This is a genomic window from Blautia sp. An249, from assembly GCF_002159835.1.
GTDB classification, from domain to species: Bacteria; Bacillota; Clostridia; order Lachnospirales; family Lachnospiraceae; genus Blautia_A; species Blautia_A avistercoris.
In genome coordinates this window covers 13,676-37,851 of sequence record NZ_NFJL01000008.1, presented here as the reverse complement: position 1 = coordinate 37,851, position 24,176 = coordinate 13,676, and the positions used below count along the sequence as shown (strand labels likewise).

Sequence of the window (24,176 nt, the reverse complement as noted above, 5' to 3'; positions counted from 1 at the left end):
ATGATATGCTTTACAGGTATATAATTTTTGAAATATAATAAAAGAAAGGGCATTGAACTTCTTACTGTATCAAAAAAGGAGGAATTCTATGGAAATTCGTGTACTGCGTTATTTTCTTGCCGTTGCCAGAGAAGGAAGTATTACCGGAGCCGCCCATTTTCTCCATCTGACGCAGCCGACCTTATCCCGCCAGATTCGGGATCTGGAAGAGGAACTGGGAAAACAGCTTCTGATCCGGAAAAGCCACCGGGTAGCCCTTACCCCGGAAGGCGTCCTTCTCAGGAAACGGGCGGAAGAAATCATCGCCATGGTGGATAAAACCGAAACGGAATTTACTTCCATGGAAAATACCGTAAGCGGAGATATTTACATTGGCAGCGGGGAGACACAGGCAATCCGCCGGATTGCAGAGATCATGACGGATCTGAGACAGACTTATCCCGGCATCCGGTATCATTTGCACAGCGGAAACGCCCCGGATGTGACGGATCGGCTGGACAAAGGCCTTCTGGACTTCGGACTTCTGATACAGCCTGCGGATATTACAAAATATGATTTTCTCAACCTTTCTGAAAGGGACACCTGGGGAGTAATTATGCGAAAAGACAGCCCCCTTGCAGCAAAGGAATTTGTAGAAAAAGAGGACTTACTGGATCTTCCTCTTATCTGTTCCAGACAGGTCATGTCTACCTATCAGAGCGGAAACGAATTTTCCGACTGGTTTGGGGAGGATTTTGACAAACTGAACGTGGTAACTTCTTATAACCTTGTATATAACGCCGCCATTATGGTAGAAGCAGGCATGGGGTATGCGGTAACTCTGGATAGACTTGCCAATACTTCAGAAAACAGCATCCTCTGCTTCCGGCCTCTGCGGCCGCGTCTGGAATCGGGCCTGAATATTATCTGGAAAAAATATCAGGTTTTCTCCCCCGCGGCAGAATTGTTTTTAGAACGGCTAAAGGAGTGTCTATGAAATTAAGTATGTGGAACATCTATCACCGGCTTCCCTATCCGGATAAAATTCCCCTGATTAAAGACGGGAGCCCCACCATTGAAAAAATCCGTTGGATCGTTTCCAGAGATCTGAATCCCAGCACAATCTACATAGGCAGCGAAGCGGATTTCTTTGCCGATGCCAGAGAAAATACTCTCATTGTTCACCGTAACGACATGATTTTGATTCATCATGCGGATCCTGAAGAAGTCTTTAACGATGTTTCAGGAATTGTAGAAATGTACCAAAAATGGGAGCTGGCTCTGAAGGAATGTCTCTCTCTTCCCAATGGACTGACCGAAATGTTAAAAGTCAGCTCTCCTTTTCTGCAGAATCCTTCTTTCATCTATGCCCCGGACGGCAAAGCCCTGGCCATTGCTCCTGGTTATCCCGGTTCCATCCACTGGCACTGGCAGGAGATCCTGGAAAACCGGGGACTGACGGAAGAAAGGCTGGAAAACCTCCAGGAAACCATTGATCTTACCAATGTATTTACTGATCGCAGGCCCACCACACGGGATTCCCACATGGGAGAACATCAGTATATGCACTGCAGTATTGTGGCAAACGGCTATATGGCCGGCCATTTTGTCGTCTTCAGTCTCCTGAAGGACTTTGAAACCGGTCTGGAGCATCTGGTTTCTCATTTGATCCGTTATCTTACCCAATATATGGAAGAGCACTATGAGATTTACAGCCCCACTTCCCGTATCAGCGAATTCATTGCCGCCCTCATCCATGAACGCCCCTATTCCCGGAAGGAGTTTCTGCTTCTGCAAAAACTTCTTCGCTGGAATAATGAAGAAGATACCTATCAGTTTTTCATTTTAAAGGAGACTGTCAAAGGCGAACCCGTCCGTCTCTCCGGAGTTCATTTGAAGCTGTCTCAGCTTCTCCTTGGCAGCGTGGTTTTCTTAGAAAATAATTTGCTGATTCTTTTGGTAAATCTTCAGCATCTGGCCCTGCGTGAAAAAGAGCTGAACCTGCTTCTGGATTCTTTTTCCAGAAATTTCTACTGCGGAGTCAGCAATCCTTTCCAAAAAATAGAACAGGCCGGCATTTATTACCGGCAGGCCCTGGCGGAGCTGGTACGCTGTAAAGAACTGCAGCTTTCCCGCTCATACGGCGCTGAGCATACAGGGTTCCATTTAACCTGGCTCTTAAAGCAGGATCCCATGAACGGGGCCTATGTAAAAAGATCCCTTCTCACCCTCATGGAATATGACAAAAAAGAACGTTCCCATTATTATGAGACTCTCCGGGCCTGGTTTTACAGCGGTTTTCATCCTACAGCAGCCGCTTCTCTTCTTCGGATCCACAGAAACAGTTTTAACTACCGGATGGAACGGATGCGGGAACTGATCTCTTTTGAGGAAATTGATCAAATCTCCGTCAGCCGTGACATCCCCCGGATAAATGAGTATCTGTATTCCTTTATGTATCTGGATTCCCTGGAAAGATAGTTTCAGAATTCCTCTGCCTTACCTATAGTATTTTCCGTCCGAGACAGTCCGCCGGGCTGTCTACTTTTTTGCACAAAAAGTTTTTTCAATTGTACGAAACTGTATCTGTCTTATCCTCCGGAAACTATTTAAAATAGAAGTATAAACAGAAAAACCAACAGGAAAAGGAGGATTTTTATGGGAATTTATGAAGAACGTCTCAATCGTATACAGGCTGCTATCGCTCTGGAGCCAGTAGATAAGGTGCCGGTAATCTCCGGTCTTTCTGCTGTGGCCGCCCCCATGACCAATACCAGAATGTCTGCATTTCTCTCGGATATGGAGCTGAACTGCACCTGCAATATCAGAGCCACGGATATGCTTGGAAATGTAGATGGGGTACAGGCTACCCTGGCCTCTCCGGAAGGACTTCCTACACTCTGGCTTTCCAACATCGGCGTACCAGGCGAGGACATCGAAGACGATCAGCTCTGGCAGGTAATCGAAAAAGAGCTGGTAACCCAGGAGGATTATGACCTTATTCTGAAAGACGGATTCGGCCCCTGGTATCAGCAGTTTATGAAGGAAAAACTGCGGGATCCTCTCACAAGGATGAAACCGCTGAACGATTACGGCCCCACTGCCCAAAAACGTTTTGAAGAAGCCGGCTATGTGGTAGTCAAAAATATGTCCCTTTTAACGCCCTTTGAAATGCTGTGCGGCGGCCGCTCTCTGGAGGCCTTCCTGATAGATGACCTGATGGATATTCCGGAGAAAGTAGATCAGGTCTTTGCAGAAATTCACAAATACAATATGGAGCGTTATATCCAACGGTTTGAATCGCCCGCAAAACCTTTCGGCGTATGGGTCGGCGGTTGGAGAGGTACACCGGAGACCTTAAGCCCTGCCATGTTCCGGCATTTCTCCTGGAAGTATTTCCGGGAACTGGTAGACCTCTGTATCCAGTATCATGTGGTTCCTATTATGCATCTGGATGCCTGCTGGGATCTGGGGTTGGAGTATTTCCGGGACATCCCTGCCGGAAAAGCTGTCATGGCCCTGGATGGCAAAACCGATATTCACAAGGCAAAAGAAGTCGTCGGAGATACCATTTGCATCATGGGCGATGTGCCTGCTTCCATGCTGGCCTTTTCCACCCCGCAGCAGGTCTATGACTATACGAAAAATCTGATTCAGACTGTTGGCCCCACCGGTTATATGATTTGTTCCGGCTGTGATATTCCCTATAACGGAAAAGTGGAAAATATGCAGATGATGGCCAAGGCCGCTGATGATGCTGCCAAAAGATGAAAGGAGAGGATAAGCGATGAAAACAGATACGAAAAAATCCCTCGCGGGTCTGATCTGCGCGGCTCTTTTAATTCTCATCGCCGAGCTTCTCCCCCTTCCGGAGGGGATTACACGTACAGGCCTTCTCTCCTTTGCCGTTTTCTTCGGAGCCATTCTCATGTGGATTTTAAATTCCCTCCCTATGTGCATCACGGCTCTTTTGATGATTTTTCTGATGCCGGCTCTGGGAATTCAGGATTTGAATACGGTATTTACCTCTTTTGGCGGCAGTTCTTTTTTCTTTGCTATCGCAACCTTCGCCGTATCCATTGCACTGGAGAAAACCTCCGTACCCTTACGCATCTGTCATGTACTTACTAAATGGTCCAAAGGAAACCCCAAACATCTGGTCATCGGCATGTGCTTAGCCTGCGGACTGACATCCGCAGTCATGTCCAACCTTTCTACCTGTATTATTTACCTGAATCTGGGCCTGGCTCTTTTATCTGCTAATCAGTGTAAGCCCGGCTCCTCTAATCTGGGAAAATGTCTCATGATCGGCCTTCCCTGCTGTGCCGGCGTTGGCGGACTTATCACACCGGCCGGAACGCCCGGCAATCTGCTAATTATTGACCTTTTACAGACAGTAAATATTTCCATGTCCTTTATGCAGTGGTGCCTGATCTTTGCCCCTCTGGCCCTCATCTGTATTCTCATCGGCGCTTTCTGGCTGACCCGTCTGTTTGCACCTGAGGAAATCACACCCGAAGCAATGAAGTCCCTGGAACAGAAGCTGGCTGAAAGCGGCACTCTGAAAACCTATGAAAAGAAAACCATCCTGATTATTCTGGCGATGCTTATCTGCTGGTTTCTGGGCACCTGGGTTTCCGTCCTCAATGTTACAGTAGTGGCTGTAGTAGGAATGGCTCTGCTGTTCTTCCCTGGGATTCAGGTATTGGACTGGGATTCCACCGTAAAAAAAATCAACTGGAATCTGTGCTTTACTATCGGCTCTGTGGGCGTGTTAATCGGTGGTATGACTGCAACCGGCATTATGGACTGGATCGTAGAAAAACTGTTTGCCGGCATTACTTCCTGGAATTTGTTTGCTATGTTCTTTGTCATTGGTCTGGTGGTCTGTGTGCTGCGCGCCTTTATTCCCACTGCCCCGGCCATTGTGGCTCTGTTCGGAGCACCCCTGCTGTCCCTGACGGCACTGACAGGCGCAACCCCTACAGCTTTGCTGGCGATTCCCGCTTTCTGGGCCTGTGCACCGATGCTTCTTTGGATTGAACCGATTTATCTGTTCAGCTATGGCTATAATTATTACACCCCTAAAGATTTGCTGAAATACGGCACAGTTCCCTCTCTGTCCATGGTGGCTCTGATGTCCTTTCTGCCTTTCTATGTGGGGCTGTTTGGCTTGTAAACTAAAAAGGAGGCTGTTTATGAAATCTGAATCTTATCTCTCTCAAATTCCGGTAGACATCGTTGCCGGTTTCCCGGGAGCCGGCAAGACCTCCTATCTCCGCGGTCTTTTGGAAACCGCCTATAAAAATTCCAGAATCTGTCTGTTTCTGAATGAGGAGGGAAAGGAAACCTATCCTTCCCTTTCCTCTCTTTCCATTCACCCGGTCATGGGCGGCTGCATTTGCTGCAGCGCTCAGACGGAACTGGTTTCCCGAATCCGCCGGTGCCTTCAGGAAGAGGCGCCGGAGCGGATCCTTATCGAATTGTCCGGCAGAGGAAATATGCGGGAGCTTCTCTCCCTTTTCTCCTATCTTCCTCAATGCCGTCCCAATCAGCTTCTCTATCTGTTGGACGCAGGCAGATTTTCCGCCATGAGAACAGTTATGGGAAGTTTATTTTTCCGCCAGCTTCGTTCCTCTCCTGTTATTTTGCTGAACCGTTTTACCAGACTGCCAAAAGAAGAAAGAAATTTTATCCTGAAGGAAATTAAAGCAGTAAACCGGGAGGCCCTTCTTTTTTCTATCTGCAAAGATCTCACCGCAGATATTCCCTCCTGTCCACTGTCTCAGCCGGAGCTTTCTTCTTACTTAGACCCGGACGGCTTTCTTTCTCCCCGAACAATTGCCGCTTTCTGCTCCCGTACGAAACTCCCGTCAGTTCCCGTCCTCCAACCCGCTCCTCTTAAAATCCGCTACGGCAGATTGAAAAAATAACTGCAAAAGAGAAGACCCTCTGGAATCAAATCCAAAAGGCCTTCTCTCTCTTCTTTGCTTACCCGTATGTTCTATTGATTTCTGGAGCTTCTCCTGGTCATCAGACCGCCGATTCTTCCCGTCTCTTTGGCGGAAAGGCTTTTCCAGCCATCCTGCAGAACCCGATCCAACAGCCCCAGCTCCCCGGCAATCTCATATTTAAGCTGCTCTTTGGGGGATAATTCATGTTTCCGGTAAGCTTCTATTTCCTTGTCTTTATTCATACCTCACACTCCTTTATTGGGAGTATGAACCTGATTTTTTCCTTTTATACCCGAAAACCATTTTTAGTTTGGAATCACAATGGCCGCAATCACATAAGCCAGGATTCCCAGAGTAAATGCAGAGAAAACCGAAATCAGGATCCAGGCCAGACGCACCAGAGTCGGATCGATTTCAAAGTATTCCGCAATCCCTCCGCAGACTCCGCACAGCATACAGTTTACATGTGACCGGTAAAGCCGTTTATTCTTGAAATCTCCCATTTTTCACATCCTCCTTTATTGTATAAATCCTATAGTTACGTTTCCCAGTCCGCAGGATATTTCCATTTTCCCGGAAGCATTTTCATTTTTTATTTTCTCATCCACGCCGACTCCGCTGTACTGGCCCTCTCCCAGAAGAATCTCACCTGCTGCATTGCTTAATTTATAGTTATAATCTGTCTGGCTTCCATTTACAGAGGCTTCTATTTTTCCTACTCCGCATTCCAGTTCAATATCCGGACAGTCCAGGTTTTCCAGCTGGATGGTTCCGGCACCTACCGTCCATTTGGACTTTTCGGCCCGGACAGCTTCTCCCTGATAGGCTCCGGCTCCGATTTCCACCTGAATCTCATCTGCCTGAATGTTTTCTTTCATCTCTACGACGCCGCCTCCTACCTGAATATCCAGCTCTTCCAGAGACAGATTTTCCGGAAGATAAACCAGTACTGTAGAATAGGGATTTCCTTTCCCATGGCTTTCAATCACCAGTTCATGACTGCCGTCCAGATAGTGAGCCACCCGGCTCTGAACGTCATCCTGAACCTCTACTCGCACGTCGGGGCCGTCATATATAAGGAACTCAATCCGGTCATCGCTTAACTCCACCTGAATCTCCCGGATATCCTCATACTCTTTCTCAGAATAGGCTCCTGCCTCTTCTCTGTAGCGGGCGTCGCCTCCTTTATCCTCTATTTCTTCCAGCAGATCAAACTCCCTGTCTTCCAGAAACGGAACCGCCGTTTTCAGGGTCGCCCAGGTCGCGCCTCCCGCAATGCTTCCAATAACTAAAAAGATTCCTAAAACACCGAAAACCGCGGCGATTATAATACAGATTTTCGTCAGTTTTTTCATGCCTGATTTCCCCCTTTCGCCCCTTTATGAAATAGTTTCTGAACTCCGTTGGCAATTACCCGGATAAGCCAGGGCAGTACTTTTACACAGATCCAAATGGATAAAAGCAGTAAAATGATTCCAATGGCCAGAAGTAAAAAACCGATTCCGATGCAGAGAATTCCTCCCGGCACAGAGAGAAAGCAGGTGGGGATTCCAATTACAATCATAACCACGCCTCCGATAAAAACACCGAGGGTCGCTCCAATCACTCCAATGGCCAGAATCACAGGAAACAGCAGGATGCTTACCAGAAGTCCGAAAAGATTATCGCTTAAATCCGCCAGAACCGGCAGGAAAATTACCGCCGCTATAATCAGCAGAACAACTTTGGCTGTATTCTGCTTATTGGAAGGATGGTACCCTCTTCTGCCCCTCTCCCGTGCTTCCCGGGGATTCTGCGGCATCTGCGCGTCCTCTTTCATGCGGGTGTCTGTATAACCTCTCTCGGTGTATTCCCCGTATCTTTCATTATTCTCCCTGAGATCGGCCTTGATAATCGCCGCCACCTTTCCGGGACTCCCCAGCTCCCGGATGACGGAGGCCTCGTTTTCCGGACCGGCGTCGTCAAAATAGCTGTTATAATATTCTAAAGCTTCCTGGCGTTCACTGGCCGGAATGTCTGCCAGAAGCCTTTCCAATTGTATCATAAACTCCATTCTGTTCATTTGCTGATCCCTCCCTCGAACAATTGTGAAATTTTGGATGTATAGTTCTTCCATTCGACTTTGTAAAGATTCAACTGCGCCGCCCCTTTTTCTGTCAGCTTATAGTATCTGCGGTTTCTCCCTCCGTATTCTCTGTCATAGACTTCCAGACAGTCGTCTTTCTGCAGCCTTCTCAGAACCGGATACAGTGTGGATTCGGAAACTTCCAGAACACTCCGCACGTCCTGGGTAATTTTATATCCGTAGGTTCCTTCCTTTTCCTTCGATACGACTGCCAGTACAATTGCGTCCAGAAGTGCTGCTCCTGTGTTAAAAACCATGGAATCACTCCCTTTTTCCTTTTTTGTAAATAATATTATTTTTTTTACATTATTATTTTATTTCCAATATTATTTCTTTGACAATACTATATATTATATAATATAGTTTTGTCAATAGTATTTATAATCTTTTTTGATTGTTTTATAATACACACAGTTTATTATCATTTGGAGGAACTCTATGATACATCTGCCTTTGGAATTTACCAGCCGCATGAAAGATATGCTTGGAAATCAATACCAGGATTTTATAAACAGCTATGAAAATCCCCGCTGCTTCGGACTGCGGGTGAATACTCTGAAAATCTCTCCGGAAGAATTCCTGGAACGCTCCCCTTTCTCCCTTCGTAAAATCCCCTGGATCCCCAACGGATTTTTCTATTCTTCTCAGGATCATCCGGCCCGCCACCCCTATTACCAGGCCGGGCTGTACTATCTGCAGGAGCCAAGCGCCATGACTCCCGCCGCCTGTCTTCCTGTGGAACCGGGAGATCGGGTTTTAGATTTATGCGCCGCTCCCGGAGGAAAAGCCACGGAGCTGGGCGCCCGCCTGAAAGGACAGGGGATTCTGGTGGCCAACGACATCAGCCTCTCCCGGGCAAGAGCATTGCTTCGCAATCTGGAACTCTTTGGATGCTCCAACAGTTTTGTCACTTCGGAAGTCCCGGCCCATATGGCCTCCCGTTTTCCGGAATATTTTCAGAAAATCCTGCTGGATGCTCCCTGTTCCGGGGAAGGGATGTTCCGAAAAGATCCTTCCGTGATCGATACCTGGTCCCCTGCCCGTACCCAGGAGCTGTCTGCCATTCAGAAAGATCTGGCGGCCCGGGCCGTATCCATGCTCTGCGCCGGCGGGTATCTGCTGTATTCCACCTGTACCTTCGCCCCCTGCGAAAACGAGGAAGTTATTTCTTATATACTGGAAACTTTCCCTGAAATGAAACTCGTGGATTTGCCTGCATATGAAGGATTTTCTCCGGGAAATCCTCTCTGGGGAAACGGTTCCCAAGAATTACGGAAGTGTGTCCGGATCTGGCCTCATAAAATGGACGGTGAAGGCCATTTTATGGCTCTTCTGAAAAAGGACGGCCTTTCCTCACAGGAGGTAACGGCCACACAGGGAAAGGTAGATGCCGCCTCCCGGAAACTGATGGAAGAATTTTTCTCCTCCGTTTCTCTGAAGTCTCTGGGAATGACCGATGCCATTGCCTGGAACCGGATAGAAGTACGAAGCGGGAAAGCGTTCCTGCTCCCTCCAGTCTCTCTGCCCAGAGGAAAGGCCAATTTTCTCAGAAACGGGCTGTATCTGGGAGACATTAAGAAAAACCGGTTTGAACCCTCCCAGCCCTTCGCCCTGGCTCTCTTGGGGCAGTCTGTGACCCGGTTTTCCCTGCCTTCCTCAGACGAGAGGATTTCCCGGTATTTAAGGGGTGAGACCATCCAGCTCTCCCCGGAAGAATGTCCGGTATCCAAAGGATGGGGGCTGCTCTGCGCAGAGGACTTTCCCCTGGGATGGGGCAAACTGGTCAATCAGACCCTGAAAAACAAATACCCTGCCGGCTGGAGGCTCTCCTGACCGACAGGGTATTTCTTTTCTCTTAATTTTGGAACATTCCCTCATTTTTTTCTTCATATACAGAAATGCCGTGATAATACATCCAGCAGATGGGGGTGGGAATTCCCAGCTCTTCTCCCATTTGGATCACCGTTCCTGCAAACATCTGAATTTCCGTCTTTTTACCCGCCTCCAGATCCTGCAGGGTAGAAGGTTTATTCCCAAAGGGAATTTTCATCAGAGTTTCTTTCTGATTTTTTATATCTTCTTCTGTGAGGGCGATGCCTTTCTTATTGGCTATGGCCAGTACCTCCCGCATGGCTCCTTCCCGGATGGCGTTGGCATGATCGCTGAGCCGGAATGCGCCAAAGGGGATTCCAAGCAGAGCGCAGGTGAGATTTTCCCCCACATTGCACATAAATTTAAACCAGAGTCCCCGCAGCATATCCGGTTCGATCTGATAAGGAATGTCACACCGCTCCAGGAATTCTTTCACCGCCTGAACCCGCGGCGTCAGAGTCTCATTGGTTTTCTCTCCGAAATGTACTTTTCCCCAGTAAGGATCGAAATCTGCGCATCCGTCTTTCATCACAATGGACATCCGCATATAAGAATACAGTACGTGGTCCCATCCGTAAACTTCTGCCACCTGTTCCTCACTTTTTACCCCATTCATGACGCACAGAATCTGCGTCTGCTCTCCCACGAAATTCTTAATATCCCCAATGGCCTGCTCTAATCCCATGTCTTTCACGGCCATGATGATTAAATCCACCGGGCTTCCTTCCTGGGGCGTACACAGGGGGAAGCGGTACGTTTCTCCATTGATGGTTACTCCCCGGCTGCTTAAACGCTCCTTTCTCTCTCCCTGGGCGATGACGGAGAAATTCTCCCTTCCCAGAGTCTTTTCCATTCTGGGAGCAAAAAACACCCCCATAGCTCCCAGGCCGATTAACGCTGCTTTTTGAATTTTCATATGCTGCTCCTTTCTATTAAAACCGCTTTCTTTAATGAAAACGAATAAATCCACTGTTCTTTTACTTTTTTCCCGGTCAGTCTTGTAAGGGCTCTGGCGTAATAGGCAAGCTGAATCTGGTATTTCTTTTTCAGCATCTCTTCTGCGCCCCTCGGCACCCGGTCTGTTTTATAGTCCACCAGTACCAGTTCTTCTCCTTCGGTAAAGTAGGCGTCTATAATCCCCTGTACCAGAAGCTCTCCTTCTTCCCATTGAGGGTTCATGGCCTGGGCCTTCTCCTGAATCACGAAAGGCTGTTCCCGGTGCAGTCTCTTTTCCCTGGCAGCCTCTCTCATTCTCTGTCCCAATCGGGATTCTGCAAATTTCAGAAAGTCTTCTGTCCGGATACTTTCCCAGGCCTGTCGGTCCAACTGCTTTTCCAGAAGCATCTGATCGATCTGGCTTTGGATCTGCTCCCGGCTTTCGATTTTTTCATAATCCAGATGTTCCAGGACTTTGTGATAAACGGTTCCCTTTAAAGCTCCCGTGTATTCCTCTTCCTTCTCCCGGATGAAAGCCGGAATCAGAGGAATCACCTCCGGCCGGGAATAAAGTTCCTCGGCCTCCTCCTGCTCCTGCTCCTTTCTTTTCAGCTCTGAAACAGAAATCTTCGCCGGAATTTCTCCAAGCTGTGCGTAGGGATACTGATATTCAAACCGCGCTTTCAGAATCTTTCGGATTCCTTCGTCGTAAACTTTGTCCTTCTCCCAGCCAAGGAGCGTCTCCTTCTCCAACTGCTGCTTCACCTGCCGGCTCATTTCTTCCTCAATGAGATCTTCCGGTGTCAGAGTAACAACCTGAAACTCTGCCTCGTCTTCGTAGAAAGATTTGGCAGGCCTGGTATCTCTCTCATACTTATCAAAAAAGCCATCCATCCCTCTGTGTCTGGACAGAGCAGGTAAAATCCAGTCCCAGTATGTCCTGGCCTTCACGCGGGTCTGATAAGGCAGCCGCTCATAAGGAAATCCTGCCGTCTGCTGAAGGGTTTCCGCCATTTTTTCCAGCCTGGTTATGGTGCCTGTCAGAATCAGCTTTTCCTTTGCTCTGGTCAGAGCCACATAGAGAATCCTCAGTTCTTCTCCCAGGCTTTCTTTCTGAAGCTGGCGGCGCAGAACCTGTTTCTGCAGAAAAGGCACCCGAATCCGTCTCTTGCTGGAAATCCCGTCGGCTCCCACCCCGTAATCCGGGTGAAACACCAGACTGGTATTCAAATCCTGAAAATTAAAGGTCTTTCCCATTCCTGCCGCAAAGACAATGGGAAATTCCAGTCCTTTGCTTTTGTGAATACTCATAATTTCCACGGAGTTCTCTGTGGAGCCCCCTATATTTACTTCGCCGAAGTCCACCTGATACTGCTGCAGATGCTCGATATAGCGAATAAAGTTAAACAGCCCCCGGTAACTGGTTTCTTCATAGTCCAGGGCTTTTTCCACCAGCATGTGCAGGTTGGCCTGCCGCTGTTCTCCTGCCGGCAGAGCCGCTGCATAATAACCGTAACCCGTCTTCTGAAGAATCGCCAGAATCAGCTCGTGAATGGGGGTGTAGGGAACCATCTGTCTGAACTCTTCCAGTTGTCTCAAAAAGTTTTTCAGTTTCTCTTCCAGTTTTGGATCATGGCCTTTCAGAATCCCCTCATCCCACACAAGCTGCCCCTCCATCTCTCCTTCTTCCTGGCGAAGAGAGGGAAGACAGACTCCTGCATAGGCGCAGGCGGCCTCGTAGAGACACCGGTTGGGATAGGCGTTTTTCACCTCAGCCATTTCCTGTGCCGTCAGATTTCCAATGGGAGAGTGAAGAATACCGGCCAGGGGAATATCCTGCCGGGGATTGTCGCAGATATGTAAATAATTAAGGACTGTGACCACTTCCAGGGCGGAAAAGTATCCTGTCTTTGACACGGTATAGGCCGGAATTCCCTGCCCCTGCAGTACCTGGTTCATGGTTTCCGCCCAGCCGGAGACCGTACGCAGCAGGATTACAATATCCCCGTACCCGGCGGGCCGGTACTGTTCCAGCTTTTTATCCCAGACCAGCTCTTTTCCCACGATTTTCTTAATCCTCTGGGCTATGGCCAGGGCTTCCAGCTCCTGAGCCGTCTGTCCCTTATCTTCCTCCTGTATCACTTCCGAATCCCGTTCAATCAGAAGGACTTCCGTTTTCTGAAAGGACGGATCGTTTCCTTCCGGATAAGCAGCTCCGGGATACAGAGCCGCTGCGTCATCGTACTCCACCTGTCCCAGATCTTCTCCCATAATCTGGCGGAAAATGTAATTTACACTGCTTAGCACTTCCCTGCGGCTCCGGAAATTCCGGTGGAGATCGATACGCTGTTTCTCACTCTCTTCCTGTCGGTAAGTTTTCAATTTTTCGGCAAACAGCTCCGGCCTGGCCAGACGGAACCGGTAAATACTCTGTTTAATATCCCCCACCATAAAAATGTTATTCTTTTCCTTTGCCCAGCCGGAGACCTGAGTCATCAGAAGTTCCTGAACGTAATTGCTGTCCTGGTACTCATCCACCAGAATCTCCTCATACTTCAGAGACAGTTCCCGGGCCGCATCTGTGGGCTCGCACCTGCCGTCCACTCTTTTGACCAGTATGTCCAGGGCGAAATGCTCCATATCGGAAAAATCCAGAATATTTTTCTCCCGTTTCTTCTCTGCGAAATCCTCTGCAAACTTCAGGGTCAGACGAACCAGTTCTTCTACCGGCGTCCGGCACAAAGCCAGAATCTCCAGAAGTTCCTCAGCCGTACAGGCGAAATACTGCTCTTTCAGCCCCTTTACAATATCTTTTACCTGCTGCCGCAGGTTCTTCACCTGTTCTTTGGCCGTCTGCGACACATTGGCGTCTTTCTTTGCCGACAGACGGGCAAAGGACAGTCCTTCCAGAAGCCTTTGTATCTGCCGGTAGTCTTTCTGGGCTTCTTCCATCTGCTCAACCGCCTGCAGATCGGAAGCCAGCGCTTCTTCATACATATAAGGCCCGTCTGCCTCCCGGGTCAGCGCAAGGGCCTGGCCGGTAATCCGCCTGGCCTCCTTGAGATTCTGCTGCACATCTTCCCACATGGGCTCCATCCAGGAGGCCTGCATCAGCTCTTCATAGGTTTCCGCCTGATACGTGCTGACACACTCCTGCAGCCATTCCCGGGGCCAGGGGTTACTCATGGAGAACTCATAAAGCTTTAAAATCCATTTCTCCAACTCTTCATCCTGCTTCCCCGGGGCGTAGCTTTCTGCAAATTCCAGAAACTCCGGTCTTTTTTGGGCATATTCTTCTTCCAGAAGCTCCCGCACCACATCTGTTTTTAAGAGTTTTAACTCGCCCTCATCTGCGGTTCTCCACCCCGGCTCCAGACCAATGGTGTGGAAATAGTTTCGGATCACATAAGAACAGAATCCGTCAATGGTGGTAATCTGCGCACTGTGGACCAGATTCATCTGCTTTTGGAGATGATCATTTTCCGGCTGTTCTTCCAGGGCCTCCTCCAGAGCCTGGGTCAGTCTCATTTTCATTTCTCCGGCCGCCGCCCTTGTAAAGGTCATAACCAACAGCCGGTCAATATCCAGCGGGTTTTCCGGATCGGAAATCATATGAAGGATCCGTTCTACCAGAACTGCAGTCTTGCCGGATCCGGCGGCAGCGCTGACCAGAAGGTTCCGCTCCCGCAGACGGATGACCTGCTGTTGTTCTTTTGTCCATGTTACACTCATTCCTGGTCCTCCTTCATCAAATTCCAGATCTCTTCCTCTGTAAATTCCTTCAGTCTCCGGTAAGAATATCCCTCCATCCGCTCGTCAAAGCCGCAGACCGAATGGTAAGGGCAATACGTACAGGCTTTTTGTTTTCCCAGTTCATAGGGCGCTGCCGCTGCCTCTCCCTCCAGAATACTGTTTTGTATCTCTTTTATTTTTCTCTTCACATATCCGGATAACTGCTGAAACTGTCTGCCTGTGGCGGCCGATGAGCCCTTTTTCAGGCTTCCGTCTTTATTAAAGGCCACCGGCAGGGACTCTAAGGTAGCGTCCATCTTCCGGATAATTTCCGGATCCGCCGCCACAAGTCCGTTCATCCGAAGTTCTTTTAAAAGTTTCTTCTGTACGTCCTCTGCCGCCTCGTGAATGGATGCCGAAACCAGGGGATCTTTTACATTGTAGTAAAAAATTCCTGCAGGGATTACTTCTTTCCCCGGGAACTTCTTCTTCTCCACCTCCATAGCCGCATCCAGATAGACCAGAAGCTGAATCTGCAGTCCGTAATAAACCGCCAGCAAATCAAAGGCGGTGTTCCCTGTTTTATAGTCCATGACTTTCACATAAACGTTCTCTTCCTCTTCGCAGACATCCACCCGATCGATTCTTCCGCCTCCGAAAGAAATCTCGAATCCTTCCGGCCGGAAACTTCCTCTTTTTAACTGCTGTTTCAAAGCCCACACCGTTCTTATCAAAAGCCGGGTGGCCCTGGCAATCATATACGTATTTCTGGCGCTGCTGTGAAAAACTGTATTTCCATAATCCGCGGCCACTTCTTCCATACACGCTTTGGCGATTTCTTCGCACCGCTCTTCTTCCAGCTCTGCCCAGTCCAGTTTCTCCCGGCGCAGAGTGCGGGCAAATTTTTCCAGGGCCTGATGGAGAATATTTCCCATATCCATAGCCCGAAGCTGATATTCCACCCGCTCGTTGACCTTCAGCCCGTACTGCAGGAAATGGGCAAAGGCACAGGCGCAGAAACGCTCCAGACGGGTGGCGCTGTAGGGCGAAACTTCCCCGTATAAAATACGGGCCACACTTTTGCTGATTTTATCCTGAGGATTGGTATGATAAGCCGCCTCCACCAGAGACCTGGCCGTCTTTTCATACCCTTCCCGGCTCAGATACCAACTGTAAAGCTCTTCCCACAGTGGCTGGCTCCATCCCATTCTGCCATTTTGAAGTCCCTTCAGGAAATATTCCATACTGCTTCTGGGATGCCAGATCTGCTCCAGGGGTTCCTGCTGGTTCCCCGTTTCCTGTATGGAAAGCTTCGGGTACAGTTTCCGGATACTGGCAATTAAATAGGCGGGGCTTAAGGCCTCTCCTTTCCCATTGGCATGACTGTAGGAAAGATACAGCCGGTAAGAGGGCTTCGTCAGATTCAGATACAGGTAAAACTGCTGCTGCGCCGTCCTCTCTCTGGGACTGGGCGCAAGCTCTGTTCCCCTCTCCTTCAGGGATTCCCGATCCAGCTCCGTCAGGATTCCCCCGGTCTGTTCGTTCTTTGGAATACTCCCGTCGTTGACTCCCACGAAAAACAGGGCGCGTACATCTTTCAGACGGGTTCTTTCCATGTCCCCCACCAGAACCTGATCCGTACTGGGAGGAATAATACCCACCTGGGTTTCCTCCAGCCCCGCTTCCAGAAGTCCCTGGAAGTCTTTCCGGCTCACCCGTTCCTCTCCCAGAATCTCGACCATCTTATCAAACAGCCCCATCACAATCCCGTATATCTGGGCGTACTCTTTTTCCAGGGCCTTCTTCTTGCTTTTCTGAAATAAAAGTTCCTGTTCCTTTAATTTCTGCTGGATTTCCCGCTGTACAATCCACTGGTAAAGGGCTTCACAGTAGGTCCGTACTTTCAGCCCTCTCTGGGAGATTCCGTCCATAAAAGGTTTTAACTCTTCTGTGACCGCTTCTCTGAACTGGTTGATTTCCTCCAGTTCCTGAGGATCTTCTCCCCGGTAAATGCGGACCCACTTTTCCTGCCATCGGCTCCAGCCCCGGATTCCCAGGGCAATCACATAATTTTCCAGCCGGTCCACCTGCTCTCTGGTCAAATCCGACATCCCACACCGCAGATAACGAAAAACCGATTCATAGGAAAAATCTTTCACCGCCAGATCCATAGCCGCCCGGATAAATTCCACGAAGGGATTCATCAGCACCGAATGTTTTTCATCAATGAAATAGGGAATCTCATTTTCTTCAAATACCTGTCTGGCATAGCTGGCATATTCCTTTAAATCTCCCGTAATAACGGCAATCTCTCCGTACCGGAGGCCTTCTTCTGCCACCAGAGCGCGAATCCGCCTGGCTGTCTCCTGTATTTCCTGCTGGGGATTGTTGGCCGCATACAGAACAATCTCCTTTTGTTCTCTGCTGTAAGTCCTTTTTCCATAACGAAACAGATTCTGCTCCAGAAAATCCAGCGCCTTCGCCCGGGAAAAACGGTAAGGATGCCCGGTTTTATCGATCCGGATTTCCTCTTCCCGCTCCTCTGTCATGCGGTATAAGGTGGAAATCATCTTCTGACTCATGGAAAACAGCCGGTGATAATTTCCGTTCCATAAGGTACTCTCCCGTTCATCCAGAGTTGCCGTCACATAAATTTTCCGGCATATGGAAAGCAGCTTCTCAATCAGTTTATTCTGTATGGGTGTAAATCCGGTAAAGCCGTCCAAAACCATTACGCAGTCTTTCAGTTTCCGGGATTTGGGCGCCGCTGTACAGAGAATATCTAAGATTTCTTCCCCTGTCAGATACCGTTCCTTTAAATAATCCACAAAGGCCTGATACAGCACGGCCACATCCGAAAGTTTATACCGTAGGAGTTGGTTTCCCTCTTCTTCCCGGGCCAGTTCTTCCATCCGGCTTACGGAAATATCATACTGCATCAGTTCGGAAATCAGAGATTTCATTTCGGAAACATAACCTTTTTTCTTCATCTGGCCGCCCAGGTAAGTCAGCTCTTTCCCCTTTTCCTGAGCCATCTTCTGAATCACCAGGCTCTTTCCCGTTTCTTCCAGAACCTGTCTGACTTCTCCTCCCACTTCTTCCAGCACCCGGTAAGCCAGTCTCTGGAAGCTGAGTACATCCAGATTTAGAATTCCCCTGCCTGGATGCATTTCTACCAGGGTCTTCTGGGTCTGCATGGTAAACTGCTCCGGAACAATAACGTAATAGAGGGTGTCCGGATTTTCTATGGATTCCTGAATTATTTTTTTATAAACGTAGTAGGATTTTCCGGAACCGGAATTTCCTAAAATCATCTGTAATGACATGGATTCCTCCCTAAAAATTTTCCGTCTTCTTTTTCCTATTCTATCATAAATCCTCTGCCTGTGTAATAAGATATAGAAAGTAAACCAGGAGGCGTATACCATGAGTGCAAAAACCAAAATTGTCGTATTACATATGAAGGAAGTCATCTACACAGTCATTTTCCTTGTTTTAGCCGTCATAATGGGGATTCTGCTGTTTTTAATGTTCCGCCCGGCCCCATCAGAATCTGCCTCTGCCCGGGCGCGGTATCAGGCCGGTGTTTACACTTCATCCATTCATCTGAACGATAATACCTTTGACGTTGCTGTTACGGTAGACTCTTCCCGTATTCAGTCCATAGAATTAGTTAACTTAAGTGAAAGCACCCAGGCCATGTTCCCTTTAATGGAACCGGCTCTGGAATCTCTGGAAAGCCAGATCTGCGAAACCCAGTCCCTGGAGAACCTTACCTATTCCCAGGAAAACCAATATACGTCTATGCTGCTTCTGGATGCCATACAGACAGCATTAAAAAAGGCGGAGAATTAAATCTCCGCCAATTCCTCCTGCCAGATTCTGACACATGCATCGCTTGGCATACGCAGATCTCCTCTTGGTGAAACCGCTACGCTTCCCACCTTCGGTCCGTCGGGAAGACAGGAACGCTTAAACTGCTGGGTAAAGAAACGCCGGTAAAAAGTCTTCAGCCACTTTGCAATTACTTCGTCGTCGTATACGCCCTGGAAAGCCAGACGCGCCAGCCGGTAGATTTTCTTTGGGGAAAATCCCAGACGCAGCATGTAATACAGATAGAAGTCGTGAAGCTCATAGGGGCCTACCAGGTCTTCTGTCTTCTGTGCAATTTCTCCGTCCTTTGGGGGAAGAAGTTCCGGGCTGACCGGGGTATCCAAAATATCCAGAAGCACCTGCTGTAAAACGGTATCCTCACAGGTATCTGCATAATAACGTACCAGATGCCGCACCAGGGTTTTGGGCACGGAGCTGTTGACTCCGTACATAGACATGTGATCTCCGTTATAAGTGGCCCATCCCAGAGCCAGCTCGGACAGATCTCCGGTTCCCACTACCAGCGCATTGGTCTGATTGGCCAGATCCATCAGGATTTGCGTTCTCTCTCTGGCCTGGCTGTTTTCGTAAGTCACATCATGTGTTTCCATATCCTGTCCGATGTCCCGGAAATGCACCTGTACAGCTTCTTTAATATTAATTTCTTTTAATGTGGTTCCCAGGCTCCGGCTTAGCTGGCAGGCATTCTGATACGTTCTGTCTGTGGTTCCGAAGCAGGGCATGGTCACACATAAGATATTCTTTCTGGGCAGTCCGAGCAAATCAAAAGCTCTGGCCATTACCAAAAGAGCCAGGGTAGAATCCAGTCCCCCGGATAAGCCCACAACAGCCCTTCCTGCATTTACATGGCACAGCCTCTTCTTCAGTCCCATTGCCTGAATATTTAAAATCTCATCGCAGCGTCTCTCCCGCTCTTCCTTTCCTGAAGGAACGAAAGGCATGGGATCAAATTTTCTCTCAAGCTGCGTCTCTTCCATCCGGGCTTTGAAAGAAATCACCCGGTAGTCTCTCCGGTCTGCCGCAGGATACGTGGTCTGCCGTCTTCTCTCGGAAGCCAGCCTTTCCACATCCACATCTCCATAGATAATTCCGTTTTCAAACCGTCTGCCTTCTGCCAGCAGACATCCGTTTTCCCATATCATGTTCTGTCCGCCAAACACCAGATCCTGGGTAGACTCTCCTTCTCCGGCAGTGGCGTAAATGTAAGCGCTGATAAGCCGTGCCGACTGGCTGGACGCCAGTTCTCTGCGGTACGTATCCTTTCCCACAATTTCATCACTGGCAGACAGATTTACCAGAATATGGGCTCCTGCCTGGGCATGGGAAATACTTGGGGGAGACGGTACCCAGAGATCTTCACAAATCTCGGCGGCAACGGTAAACTCCCGTAATTCTTCACATTCAAAGATCAGATTCGTTCCAAAGGGAATGGTTTCCTGTCCCAGCCGGAAGTCCTCCATCTGGGCTTCTCCGGAAGAAAAGTGGCGTTTCTCATAAAATTCCCCATAGTTGGGAAGATGTACCTTGGGGACCATTCCTATGATTTTCCCCCGGTTTAAAACAGCCGCCGTATTGTACAGTTTTCCCTGATGTTCCACGGGAATTCCCACAAATATCAGTCCATCCACTTCCCCGGTTTCCCGGGCAAGACGAAGGAGCTGCTCCTTTGCACTGTCTAAAAGTTTTTTCTGCCAGAACAGATCCTGACAGGTATAGCCGGTCATACAAAGTTCCGGAAAGACCATGACCTTTGCTTTTTTCTCTGCCATTTCCCGGATGTTTCTTAAAATCTCTTCTGCATTATGAATGCAGTCTGCCACCTGAATATTGGGTGTGGCCGCCGCAGTTTTAATAAATCCCTGCCTCATTTTCTTCCTCCATCCCTCTCCTGTTTATTTGCAATGGCTTAATAGCTGTTTCAGTTCTTCCACTGAGAAAGTATAATTGGTATTGCAGAAATGACAGTTCATTTCCACTTCCTTTCCCTCTTTAATCATATCCTGAAGTTCTTTCTTTCCTACGCTGATAAGAGCCCGGGTCACTCTTTCCTTACTGCAGTTGCAGTAAAACTGAGTGGGAATCCTTTCGTTTATCTCCACATCCAGTCCTTCTAACACCGTTTCCAAAAGACTTTCCGGTGTGTGTCCCTGCTCTAAAAGAGCGGTAACGGAAGTAATGCCCGCCACGTTTTTTTCCAGTTTTGCAATAACTTTTTCCTCCGCAAAAGGCATTAACTGCACAATAAAACCGCCGGCCTGAGCCACCGTATTATTTTTATTCATTAAAACTCCCAGCCCCACGGCAGAGGGCACCTGTTCGCTGGTGGCGAAATAATAGGTCAGGTCTTCCGCAATTTCACTGGTCTGTAAAGTAGTCTGCCCAATGTAGGGTTCCTTTAGCCCCATATCTTTTATTACATTGAGAAATCCCACGCCCACGGCGGATGCCACATCCAGCTTTCCTTTCTTATTGGCCGGAATACAGACGTTGGGATTTCCCACATAGCCTTTCACATTTCCGTGAGAATCTGCAGTCACCGTAATTCCCTGAAGGGGGCCTCCTGCTTTAATCTGGAGGGTCAGCAGATCCTTATCTCCCTTCATCATCACGCCCATCATGGCGCCTCCCGTCAGCAGACGTCCCAGAGCGGCCGTTGCCACCGGGCTGGTATTATGGGCTTTTCTGGCCATTTCCACAACCTCATCCGTTGTGGCCGCAAAGGCCCGCACCTGATTTCCTGCTGCTGTTGCTCTTACAATATAATCCTTATGCCCTTCCATTGTCATTTCCTTTCCTCATTCCGTTTTTATTCTCTGCTTTTCCCTTTTTCTCTTGCCACAACATAGACCCGCTCGCTGCTTTCCAGGGGCGGCTCTTCTGTAAACGCATCGTAAACCGCCACAAACTCCATTCCTGCTTTCTCCAGCAATTTCCGGATTTTCTCTATGGTGTAAGCCTTTTGATAATGGATTTCTTCATATCTTTCATACAGTCCGTCTTCTCTTGGAAGAAACAGAACCAACTGATACAGATTCTCCCGGGTTTCTTCATCGTACTGATTTTCCCAGATAAAACTTCCTTCCTCCCGATCTTCTGCAATCACCTGATCGCCCAGTATCTCTTTATACTTATATACTGTATTTAAATCAAAAACAAAAATTCCTCCCGGATCCAGATAATTATTCACCAGGGAAAAAACCTGCAGCAAATCCTCTTCTGTCAGAATGTAATTCATGGAATCACAGACACTGACTACTGCCCTTACCGTTCCGTAAAGCTCAAATTCTCTCATATCCTGAAGCAGATACAGAATGTTCTGACCGGATTCCACTCTTTTTTCAATGGCTTTTGCCAGCATTTCCTCAGAATTGTCCACACCGATCATGTCGTATCCCTGGCCGGCCAGCAGTTCCGTCATGGTTCCTGTGCCGCAGCCCAGTTCTAAAACAAGACCTTCCGAGACTCCGTATTTTTTCAGAAGCCCTGTCAGATATCTGCACCAACGCGGATAATCAATATTGTCCATAAAAAGATCGTATACTTTTGCAAACTCTGTATATGCTTCCATACTCAAATCCTCCTGTATCTGTCTGTAACTCCTGTTTAAATATACCATAGAGCTTTTCATGAGTAAATAGAATCCTGCTGGCAGGATTCTCCGCCTGCGCCTTAATCCTATTACAGAACAAAGAGGACAAGTCCTCTTCAACTCCCTATATCCCTCACTCATGAGGGACTTGTACTCTTTGCGCGCCAGATGCAGACTGCCGCAGGCAGTCATAATTCCACATGCATCTGGTCGCATCCACAGCGGAGCGATTTTTATGTAATAGGAAATCCGACGGAATTTCCTATTACATAATAAAAGGCTGCTGCATTTCTGCAACAGCCCGTTCTTCGTTTACTTAATACCACTGCCAAACGCCGTCATCATCAAAATATCCGTCGTTATAGGAGAAATAGTTTCCGTTATTATCATACCAGCCGCCGTCGTCGCTTCCGGATCCGTCATCTCCGGATCCATCATCACTGGATCCATCGTCAGATCCGTCATCTCCGGATCCATCGTCTCCGGAATCATCGCCGTACCAGTGCCAGTAACCGTCATCATCAAAATATCCATCATCGTAAGAAATGAAGGTATCTCCGTCATACCATCCGTCTTCTGAACTCTGGCCGGAATTTCCGCTTCCGGAATCGTCCCCGGAAGAACTGCTGTCATCGTAAGAGCTGTCAGAAGAACTTCCGTCTGAAGTACTGCTGGTATTTGTATCTGAATCATCTGAAGAATCACTGTTGTCGGAATCTCCGGATGCTGCCGGTGTAACAGACGGTGTTACAGACGGTGTGGCAGAAGAAGAATTCTGAGAAGCAATGGTATCAGCCGCTGCTTTCAGAGGGGAATCTGCCTTCAGAATCCGGAAACTGGTTACTGCTTCTTTCATCGTATTTAAAGAAGTGGGATCCTGCAGTTTTAAAGAACCGCTAATCTGATACAGCTCCGAACCATCTGTCAGATAATAATTCTCTATATAAGCATAACCGTTCATCTTAGACGCGTCTGCTGCTTTTACCGTATAGCGGTAAACATCAACGCCATCCATCTCTGTGGCTGTATAATCCAGAATATCAAAATCGGTACCCTCTGTTAAACTGGTGCCGGCGGTAATAGAACCTGCCAGTTCCTTGGATGAGGGGATCTGAACTTTCGCCAGATCTGCATCCGTATTTGCATAAGTAATGGAAATATTTCCCTGAGTATCTGAATTAAAAATAATGCTCTTTCCATTATCTGAAGTATTCTTCCAGGTATTATCCGGAAGGACAATGGAAACACTGCTGTCTTTGGATGTATAGGTTACTTTCTGTGCTGTTGCAGCCACAGAAGGAACCGGGGTTATCGTAGGTGCTACAGTTGGAGTCGGTGTCGGTGCCTCAGCAACCACAACCTGATCCTCCTTGTCTTTTCCGCACGCACTGAAAATACAGGCGGCAGAGAGAACCGTTGCCAGAATCACTAAATTCTTATGCTTTCTACTCATAATATCCTCCTTATTTCAAAAAAACCTCCCTTGGATTCTTTATTTTACAATTTTATTACAAATCTGTCAACGGTATCCTAAGATTTTCTAAGAAAGCCCGTCCTATGTCTGTACAGATGGCAAGTTTACTTGCACAGATGTACAGGCATAGGACGGCGCCCTGGAACAACGCAGGTCTTTTAGGCGTTCTGGTCTGAATTACCCCTATTTATGATTGATAAATGCAAGTCCAATCAGGCAAATTACAACTCCTACAAGTTTATTCCATGTGATAGCTTCATGATAGAGAAGATAACCTACAAAAATTAAAGCAATCGCTAAGAAAGCACTTTGCACAATAGACAACATGCTAACTTGCCAGCCGGCCTTATAAGCATAGATAAAACCGACTTCAAGACCAACAAGCACAATTCCGAGCAATGCTGGAGAAAAATTCATTTTTGAAAACTCTGCTATTAGACTCTCATTACGAAAAAGCACTTTATACATTACGAGTGAAAATGCGGCACCCACAGAATAAGTAATGACAAGTGACGCGATGGGGTTCATTCCGCTTGAAACTGATTTTGCACAAATTTGATATACCACATTTGATAATATGACCAATCCAATCGGCCAAACATAGCTGAACATATCTTGTTC

The 24,176-nt window shown here is 48.1% G+C and carries 20 protein-coding genes; 7 read left to right on the top strand and 13 right to left on the bottom strand.

Annotation, left to right across the window (positions count from 1 at the left end; genetic code table 11):
* Nucleotides 1-88: 88 nt before the first annotated feature.
* From B5F53_RS08930 to B5F53_RS08910, 5 genes are all read left to right on the top strand, one after another.
* A complete protein-coding gene (locus B5F53_RS08930; RefSeq protein ID WP_087222514.1) occupies nucleotides 89-976 on the top strand; it encodes a LysR family transcriptional regulator in 888 nt (295 codons plus the stop codon).
* Entirely contained in the window at nucleotides 973-2,460 is a 1,488-nt protein-coding gene (locus B5F53_RS08925) for a PucR family transcriptional regulator (protein WP_087222512.1), read from the top strand. The genes B5F53_RS08930 and B5F53_RS08925 overlap by 4 nt, the downstream gene beginning before the upstream one ends.
* A gap of 177 nt (nucleotides 2,461-2,637) precedes the next feature.
* A complete protein-coding gene (locus B5F53_RS08920) occupies nucleotides 2,638-3,750 on the top strand; it encodes a uroporphyrinogen decarboxylase family protein (protein WP_087222510.1) in 1,113 nt (370 codons plus the stop codon).
* A gap of 16 nt (nucleotides 3,751-3,766) precedes the next feature.
* Entirely contained in the window at nucleotides 3,767-5,158 is a 1,392-nt protein-coding gene (locus B5F53_RS08915) for an SLC13 family permease (RefSeq protein WP_087222508.1), read from the top strand.
* Between the two features lie 19 nt (nucleotides 5,159-5,177).
* Nucleotides 5,178-5,912: a GTP-binding protein gene (locus B5F53_RS08910; RefSeq protein WP_162610565.1), complete on the top strand. Its 735-nt coding sequence runs from the start codon at nucleotides 5,178-5,180 to the stop codon at nucleotides 5,910-5,912.
* A 71-nt stretch (nucleotides 5,913-5,983) separates the two neighbouring features.
* On the opposite strand, the gene B5F53_RS08905 is transcribed toward B5F53_RS08910, so the two are convergent.
* The 5 genes from B5F53_RS08905 to B5F53_RS08885 all read right to left on the bottom strand — a co-directional run bounded on the left by B5F53_RS08905 (nucleotide 5,984) and on the right by B5F53_RS08885 (nucleotide 8,315).
* Complete coding sequence (locus tag B5F53_RS08905; protein ID WP_087222504.1) at nucleotides 5,984-6,175, bottom strand: small, acid-soluble spore protein, alpha/beta type; 192 nt, start codon at nucleotides 6,173-6,175, stop codon at nucleotides 5,984-5,986.
* Nucleotides 6,176-6,238: 63 nt separating this feature from the next.
* Nucleotides 6,239-6,436 carry a PspC domain-containing protein gene (locus tag B5F53_RS08900; protein ID WP_087222502.1) on the bottom strand — a complete coding sequence of 66 codons (198 nt, stop codon included), beginning with the start codon at nucleotides 6,434-6,436 and terminating at the stop codon, nucleotides 6,239-6,241.
* A gap of 15 nt (nucleotides 6,437-6,451) precedes the next feature.
* Complete coding sequence (locus B5F53_RS08895; RefSeq protein WP_087222500.1) at nucleotides 6,452-7,288, bottom strand: DUF4097 family beta strand repeat-containing protein; 837 nt, start codon at nucleotides 7,286-7,288, stop codon at nucleotides 6,452-6,454.
* On the bottom strand, nucleotides 7,285-7,995 hold the full coding sequence (locus tag B5F53_RS08890) for a DUF1700 domain-containing protein (RefSeq protein WP_087222498.1): 711 nt from the start codon (nucleotides 7,993-7,995) through the stop codon (nucleotides 7,285-7,287). The genes B5F53_RS08895 and B5F53_RS08890 overlap by 4 nt, the downstream gene beginning before the upstream one ends.
* Nucleotides 7,992-8,315, bottom strand: a complete 324-nt coding sequence (locus B5F53_RS08885) for a PadR family transcriptional regulator (RefSeq protein ID WP_087222496.1) — start codon at nucleotides 8,313-8,315, stop codon at nucleotides 7,992-7,994. The genes B5F53_RS08890 and B5F53_RS08885 overlap by 4 nt, the downstream gene beginning before the upstream one ends.
* A 181-nt stretch (nucleotides 8,316-8,496) precedes the next feature.
* On the opposite strand from B5F53_RS08885, the gene B5F53_RS08880 reads away from it, so the two are divergent.
* On the top strand, nucleotides 8,497-9,891 hold the full coding sequence (locus tag B5F53_RS08880) for an RsmB/NOP family class I SAM-dependent RNA methyltransferase (protein WP_087222494.1): 1,395 nt from the start codon (nucleotides 8,497-8,499) through the stop codon (nucleotides 9,889-9,891).
* A 22-nt stretch (nucleotides 9,892-9,913) separates the two neighbouring features.
* On the opposite strand, the gene B5F53_RS08875 is transcribed toward B5F53_RS08880, so the two are convergent.
* Genes B5F53_RS08875 through addB form a run of 3 tightly spaced genes read right to left on the bottom strand, consistent with a single transcriptional unit; the run spans nucleotide 9,914 to nucleotide 17,924 of the window.
* Nucleotides 9,914-10,846, bottom strand: a complete 933-nt coding sequence (locus B5F53_RS08875; RefSeq protein WP_087222492.1) for a ketopantoate reductase family protein — start codon at nucleotides 10,844-10,846, stop codon at nucleotides 9,914-9,916.
* The gene (gene addA, locus B5F53_RS08870; protein WP_087222490.1) at nucleotides 10,843-14,598 is read right to left on the bottom strand and encodes a helicase-exonuclease AddAB subunit AddA; all 3,756 of its coding nucleotides are present in this window, start codon (nucleotides 14,596-14,598) and stop codon (nucleotides 10,843-10,845) included. The genes B5F53_RS08875 and addA overlap by 4 nt, the downstream gene beginning before the upstream one ends.
* A complete protein-coding gene (addB, locus tag B5F53_RS08865) occupies nucleotides 14,595-17,924 on the bottom strand; it encodes a helicase-exonuclease AddAB subunit AddB (protein WP_087222488.1) in 3,330 nt (1,109 codons plus the stop codon). Before addB ends, addA begins: the two co-directional genes overlap by 4 nt.
* 100 nt (nucleotides 17,925-18,024) lie before the next feature.
* On the opposite strand from addB, the gene B5F53_RS08860 reads away from it, so the two are divergent.
* On the top strand, nucleotides 18,025-18,453 hold the full coding sequence (locus B5F53_RS08860) for an FMN-binding protein (protein WP_087222486.1): 429 nt from the start codon (nucleotides 18,025-18,027) through the stop codon (nucleotides 18,451-18,453).
* On the opposite strand, the gene B5F53_RS08855 is transcribed toward B5F53_RS08860, so the two are convergent.
* The 5 genes from B5F53_RS08855 to B5F53_RS08835 form a co-directional block, all read right to left on the bottom strand.
* Nucleotides 18,450-20,360, bottom strand: a complete 1,911-nt coding sequence (locus B5F53_RS08855) for an NAD(+) synthase (protein ID WP_087222484.1) — start codon at nucleotides 20,358-20,360, stop codon at nucleotides 18,450-18,452. The genes B5F53_RS08860 and B5F53_RS08855 overlap by 4 nt on opposite strands.
* A gap of 24 nt (nucleotides 20,361-20,384) precedes the next feature.
* Complete coding sequence (gene hslO, locus B5F53_RS08850; RefSeq protein WP_204246923.1) at nucleotides 20,385-21,278, bottom strand: Hsp33 family molecular chaperone HslO; 894 nt, start codon at nucleotides 21,276-21,278, stop codon at nucleotides 20,385-20,387.
* Between the two features lie 20 nt (nucleotides 21,279-21,298).
* Nucleotides 21,299-22,060, bottom strand: coding sequence for a class I SAM-dependent DNA methyltransferase (locus B5F53_RS08845; protein ID WP_087222482.1), 762 nt, complete (start codon nucleotides 22,058-22,060; stop codon nucleotides 21,299-21,301).
* 337 nt (nucleotides 22,061-22,397) lie between these two features.
* Nucleotides 22,398-23,534: a PsbP-related protein gene (locus B5F53_RS08840; protein ID WP_087222480.1), complete on the bottom strand. Its 1,137-nt coding sequence runs from the start codon at nucleotides 23,532-23,534 to the stop codon at nucleotides 22,398-22,400.
* A gap of 204 nt (nucleotides 23,535-23,738) precedes the next feature.
* The gene (locus B5F53_RS08835) at nucleotides 23,739-24,167 is read right to left on the bottom strand and encodes an EamA family transporter (protein ID WP_087222478.1); all 429 of its coding nucleotides are present in this window, start codon (nucleotides 24,165-24,167) and stop codon (nucleotides 23,739-23,741) included.
* Nucleotides 24,168-24,176: the final 9 nt, after the last annotated feature.